Here is a 4908-nt window from a genome sequence, read left to right on the forward strand (position 1 = left end):
CCCCCCTCAAATCTCCAACGCCCACGACAGATAGGGACCGAACTGTCTCACGACGTTCTGAACCCAGCTCGCGTACCACTTTAAATGGCGAACAGCCATACCCTTGGGACCGGCTACAGCCCCAGGATGTGATGAGCCGACATCGAGGTGCCAAACACCGCCGTCGATATGAACTCTTGGGCGGTATCAGCCTGTTATCCCCGGAGTACCTTTTATCCGTTGAGCGATGGCCCTTCCATACAGAACCACCGGATCACTAAGACCTACTTTCGTACCTGCTTGATCCGTCGATCTCGCAGTCAAGCACGCTTATGCCTTTGCACACAGTGCGCGATGTCCGACCGCGCTGAGCGTACCTTCGTGCTCCTCCGTTACTCTTTAGGAGGAGACCGCCCCAGTCAAACTACCCACCATACACGGTCCCTGATCCGGATTACGGACCTAGGTTAGAACGTCAAGCACTTCAGGGTGGTATTTCAAGGATGGCTCCACCGAAACTGGCGTCTCGGTTTCGTAGCCTCCCACCTATCCTACACAGAAGAACTCAACGTTCAGTGTAAAGCTATAGTAAAGGTTCACGGGGTCTTTCCGTCTTGCCGCGGGAACGCTGCATCTTCACAGCGATTTCAATTTCACTGAGTCTCGGGTGGAGACAGCGCCGCTGTCGTTACGCCATTCGTGCAGGTCGGAACTTACCCGACAAGGAATTTCGCTACCTTAGGACCGTTATAGTTACGGCCGCCGTTTACTGGGGCTTCGATCAAGAGCTTCGCCTTGCGGCTGACCCCATCAATTAACCTTCCAGCACCGGGCAGGCGTCACACCCTATACGTCCACTTTCGTGTTTGCAGAGTGCTGTGTTTTTGATAAACAGTCGCAGCGGCCAGGTTACTGCGACCCTTCTCAGCTCAGCTACGCATGTAGCCACCAAAAAGGGCGCACCTTCTCCCGAAGTTACGGTGCCATTTTGCCTAGTTCCTTCACCCGAGTTCTCTCAAGCGCCTTGGGATTCTCACCCTGCCTACCAGTGTCGGTTTACGGTACGGTTTCTCTGTAGCTGAAGCTTAGTGGCTTTTCCTGGAAGCGTAGTATCAGTCACTTCGTCCTAATGGACTCGTCTCGGTGCTCGGCATAAAGAATCCCGGATTTGCCTAAGATTCATGCCTACCGCCTTTCCCCAGGACAACCAACGCCTGGTAGACCTAACTTTCTCCGTCCCCACATCGCACTACAGACAAGTGCTGGAATATTAACCAGCTTCCCATCGACTACGCATTTCTGCCTCGCCTTAGGGGCCGACTCACCCTGCGCCGATGAACGTTGCGCGAGGAAACCTTGGGCTTTCGGCGTGGGGGCTTTTCACCCCCATTATCGTTACTCATGTCAGCATTCGCACTTCCGATACCTCCAGCAGACTTTACAATCCACCTTCACAGGCTTACGGAACGCTCCTCTACCGCGCACACAAAGTGTGCACCCCGAGCTTCGGTGTATAGCTTAGCCCCGTTAAATCTTCCGCGCAGACCGACTCGACCAGTGAGCTATTACGCTTTCTTTAAAGGGTGGCTGCTTCTAAGCCAACCTCCTGGCTGTCTATGCCTTTCCACATCGTTTTCCACTTAGCTATAACTTGGGGACCTTAGCTGCGGGTCTGGGTTGTTTCCCTTTTCACGACGGACGTTAGCACCCGCCGTGTGTCTCCCGTACATTCTGTCCTGGTATTCGGAGTTTGCCATGGTTTACTAAGCCGCGATGGCCCGCTAGCCATAACAGTGCTCTACCCCCAGGAAGATTCATACGAGGCGCTACCTAAATAGCTTTCGAGGAGAACCAGCTATCTCCGAGTTTGTTTAGCCTTTCACTCCTATCCTCAGCTCATCCCCATCTATTGCAACAGATGTGGGTTCGGTCCTCCAGTGCGTGTTACCGCACCTTCAACCTGGCCAAGGATAGATCACTCGGTTTCGGGTCTACTGCCAGAGACTATGCGCCCTATTCAGACTCGGTTTCCCTTCGCCTCCCCTATACGGTTAAGCTTGCCACTGACAGTAAGTCGCTGACCCATTATACAAAAGGTACGCAGTCACCCTTGCGGGCTTCCACTGCTTGTACGTATACGGTTTCAGGGTCTATTTCACTCCCCTCTCCGGGGTTCTTTTCGCCTTTCCCTCACGGTACTTGTTCGCTATCGGTCGGTCAGGAGTATTTAGCCTTGGAGGATGGTCCCCCCATGTTCAGACAAGGTTTCACGTGCCTCGCCTTACTCAATTTCATGCACGGTGCCCTTTCGCCTACGGGGCTATCACCCGCTACGGCTGGCTTTTCCACACCATTCGACTAAAACACTGTGCACTTTTGGGCTAGTCCGCGTTCGCTCGTCGCTACTGACGGAATCTCGGTTGATTTCTTTTCCTTCAGGTACTTAGATATTTCAGTTCCCTGAGTTCGCTTCCATGAGCTATGTATTCACTCATGGATACTCCTTACGGAGTGGGTTTCCCCATTCGGACATTACCGGATCAAAGCTTGTTGCCAGCTCCCCGATACTTTTCGCAGGCTGCCACGTCCTTCATCGCCTCTGACCGCCAAGGCATCCACCGTATACGCTTAATTCGCTTGACCATATAACCCCAAGTCGCCTCAGGATTACTGCCAATCGCATTTCGCTTTACTTGCCTCAACGACACATCTCGATTCGGTTTCGAACCAAGACGCTTGTCACTCGTTTACATTTTCAAAGAACACGACATCGGCCTCAACGCCGATACGTTTCAATAAATCTTTTGTGTGCGCTACACATCCAAATCGCTTAGATCGCTTTCGAACTGGTGGAGCCAGTCAGGATCGAACTGACGACCCCCTGCTTGCAAAGCAGGTGCTCTCCCAGCTGAGCTATGGCCCCATGAACCTGGGTCACTTCCCAATAATGGTGGGTCTAGGTGGACTCGAACCACCGGCCTCACCCTTATCAGGGGTGCGCTCTAACCACCTGAGCTACAGACCCATAAAGCTTCTCGGCCTTATAGGCCTCGCGCTCTATCGCGCGGTTTGGATGTGCAGGTGTCTTGTGTGGACGTCTTGACGTTGGACGTCTGTCGTTTCTTGAAAGGAGGTGATCCAGCCGCACCTTCCGATACGGCTACCTTGTTACGACTTCACCCCAGTCATGAACCACTCCGTGGTCGTCGTCCCCCTTGCGGTTAGACTAACGGCTTCTGGAGCAACTCACTCCCATGGTGTGACGGGCGGTGTGTACAAGGCCCGGGAACGTATTCACCGCAGCATAGCTGATCTGCGATTACTAGCGATTCCGACTTCATGGAGTCGAGTTGCAGACTCCAATCCGGACTGGGATCGGCTTTCTGGGATTAGCTCCACCTCGCGGTATTGCAACCCTCTGTACCGACCATTGTAGTACGTGTGTAGCCCTGGCCGTAAGGGCCATGATGACTTGACGTCATCCCCACCTTCCTCCGGTTTGTCACCGGCAGTCTCCTTAGAGTTCCCACCATTACGTGCTGGCAACTAAGGACAAGGGTTGCGCTCGTTGCGGGACTTAACCCAACATCTCACGACACGAGCTGACGACAGCCATGCAGCACCTGTGTTCTGATTCCCGAAGGCACTTCCGCATCTCTGCAGAATTCCAGACATGTCAAGGCCAGGTAAGGTTCTTCGCGTTGCATCGAATTAAACCACATACTCCACCGCTTGTGCGGGCCCCCGTCAATTCCTTTGAGTTTCAGTCTTGCGACCGTACTCCCCAGGCGGCGAACTTAACGCGTTAGCTTCGACACTGATCTCCGAGTTGAGACCAACATCCAGTTCGCATCGTTTAGGGCGTGGACTACCAGGGTATCTAATCCTGTTTGCTCCCCACGCTTTCGTGCTTCAGCGTCAGTGTTGATCCAGATGGCCGCCTTCGCCACTGATGTTCCTCCCGATCTCTACGCATTTCACCGCTACACCGGGAATTCCACCATCCTCTATCACACTCTAGCTCGCCAGTATCCATTGCCATTCCCAGGTTGAGCCCGGGGATTTCACAACAGACTTAACGAACCGCCTACGCACCCTTTACGCCCAGTAATTCCGATTAACGCTTGCACCCTTCGTATTACCGCGGCTGCTGGCACGAAGTTAGCCGGTGCTTATTCCTCAGGTACCGTCAGCCCCATAGGGTATTAACCCGTGGTATTTCGCTCCTGATAAAAGTGCTTTACAACCCGAAGGCCTTCTTCACACACGCGGCATTGCTGGATCAGGCTTGCGCCCATTGTCCAATATTCCCCACTGCTGCCTCCCGTAGGAGTCTGGGCCGTGTCTCAGTCCCAGTGTGGCTGATCATCCTCTCAGACCAGCTATCGATCGTCGCCTTGGTGAGCCATTACCTCACCAACTAGCTAATCGAACATCGGTCCATCCAACCGCGCGAGGTCTTTCGATCCCCCGCTTTCTCCCGTAGGACGTATGCGGTATTAGCGTAAGTTTCCCTACGTTATCCCCCACGTCTGGGCAGGTCCCGATGCATTACTCACCCGTCCGCCACTCGCCACCCACAGTATTGCTACTGCTGTGCTGCCGTTCGACTTGCATGTGTTAGGCATGCCGCCAGCGTTCAATCTGAGCCAGGATCAAACTCTTCACTTAAGTTTTCGATGGCCGAAACCATCTATCTTTCTGAAGCGTTAGTCCTAACCATAAACGTCAAGCTTTTGAATTGACTCTTAGGTTAGACGCTTGCATTTGTTGGACAGATTTTCCGCCCAACGCAAGACGCCCACACAAGTCACCTGCGCACACTGTCAAAGATCTCAATCACTTGCGTCCGATTTCTCGATCCGCTTCGGAACATTTCGTCCCGAGTGAGCCGCCCATATTACATCGTTTTTCCTGTCCGTCAACACC

2 tRNA genes and 2 rRNA genes are annotated in these 4908 nt (G+C 53.4%); all 4 read right to left on the reverse strand.

The features are described 5' to 3' along the window. Positions 1–2622 (reverse strand): 23S ribosomal RNA (locus ACZ6WW_RS23490); the annotation flags it as partial. 204 nt (positions 2623–2826) lie between these two features. Then, positions 2827–2902 (reverse strand) — tRNA-Ala (locus tag ACZ6WW_RS23495). A gap of 25 nt (positions 2903–2927) precedes the next feature. Then, positions 2928–3004: transfer RNA gene (locus tag ACZ6WW_RS23500), tRNA-Ile, on the reverse strand. A gap of 101 nt (positions 3005–3105) precedes the next feature. Then, positions 3106–4650: ribosomal RNA gene (locus ACZ6WW_RS23505) — 16S ribosomal RNA — on the reverse strand. Positions 4651–4908: the final 258 nt, after the last annotated feature.

It is taken from the genome of Dyella sp. NPDC103356 (genome assembly GCF_055584465.1).